At 44.8% G+C, this 1466-nt stretch carries 1 protein-coding gene; it reads left to right on the top strand.

The genetic code is table 11. The features are described from left to right. The first annotated feature begins 67 nt into the window (after positions 1-67). Positions 68-1252, top strand: coding sequence for an ISAs1 family transposase (locus CX664_RS24270; RefSeq protein WP_101749188.1), 1185 nt, complete (start codon positions 68-70; stop codon positions 1250-1252). Positions 1253-1466: the final 214 nt, after the last annotated feature.

Raw genomic sequence — 1466 nt, 5'->3', positions numbered from 1 at the left:
CAGGGCGGTAGCACGAAGCGTACATATGTACTATTAAGATACCTCCGGTATAACCAGAGGCACGGCAATGGCCAACTACACACCAATGGTCGTCAGAATTCAAACGCTAACTGAGCCTCGTAGCGATATACACGTTACGTACCCGCTTCCAGAAGTCTTATTTATCGTTTATATCAGTATTTTGAGTGGTTACACCACATGGAAAGGGATGGAGCGGTTCGCTAAATACAACCGCCTCTGGTTTCGTCAGTTTTTTCCTTATAAATTCGGCTTTCCCACCCATTACACCATCGCAACAGTGTGCAAGCTGCTCGACCCAGAAGCTTTTACCCAGTTATTTGTCGACTGGGTAAGCGACACAGTATCAGATTTAAATGCTCGTAAAATGGGACCTCATCCAGAAAAAAACGACAATGTAATCGCTATTGACGGCAAGGCTCTGCGTGGGTCACGCCCAGCTAAAGGCAAGAAGCTGGTACATATGGTCAGTGCTTACAGCTCAGAGCTTAAGCTTATATTAGGTTTTACTCCCGTTGATCAGAAGTCCAACGAGATCACTGCCATTCCTGAGGTTCTCGATATGCTTTTTATGGAGGGAGCCTTGATTACCAGTGATGCCATGGGCTGCCAGAAAAATATTTGCAAAAAAATCATTGAAAAAAAAGCGGATTACCTGCTGTGCGCCAAGGATAATCAGCCCACTCTGAGCAGTAATATCGAAGCATACTTTTCTCAGTACATTGAAGAGCATCCGGATGATCCGGAACCTGCCGATGACCAACACGCCTTTGCAGAAACAATTGAGAAAAATCGGGGCCGCCAGGAGCACCGTCGTTGCTGGGTTTTTAACGACATTGAGGATATAGATCCAAATCATGAGTGGCCTGGCCTAAAGCAGTTTTCGGTTATCCAGAGAGACAGATTGGTTGGTAACAAACAAACAACTGAATTGCATTTTTATATAGAGAGCCGGGAGATGACAGCATCAAGTGTACTGTCAGCAGTACGCAATCATTGGAGTATAGAAAATGGACAGCACTTGTCACTGGATGTCAGCTTTGAAGAAGATGCCTCTAAAATCCATGAGCGAACAGCAGCAAAGAACGTTGCGACAGTAAGGCGGTGGTGTTTCAATGCCCACAAACAAAGTACCCGCTTTGAAAAAGAGAGCATGGCAGCCCGGATCCAACTGGCAGGATTAGATCAGGACTATCGAACTGAGCTGGTGCTGGAGAAGTTTTATACTGACTAACCAGTTAGTTTAAATAAAGACAGCAGAAGCAGCACATAGTACAAGCTTTGTAAGAGGGAAGTAGGTTTTTGTGCAACTTATTAAAGCGTTGGCTTCCTTTTGAGAATTCGGCCTGAATTACGAGCTGGATTGTCTGGGAATATACGATCAACAACGCTGACAATCATGAGTAGAACAAAATATAAACTATCGTACACTAGGTGCAACCGCCCTG

It is taken from the genome of Endozoicomonas acroporae, assembly GCF_002864045.1.
Classification (GTDB): Bacteria; Pseudomonadota; Gammaproteobacteria; order Pseudomonadales; family Endozoicomonadaceae; genus Endozoicomonas; species Endozoicomonas acroporae.
This window is presented reverse-complemented; position numbering and strand designations above follow the sequence as displayed.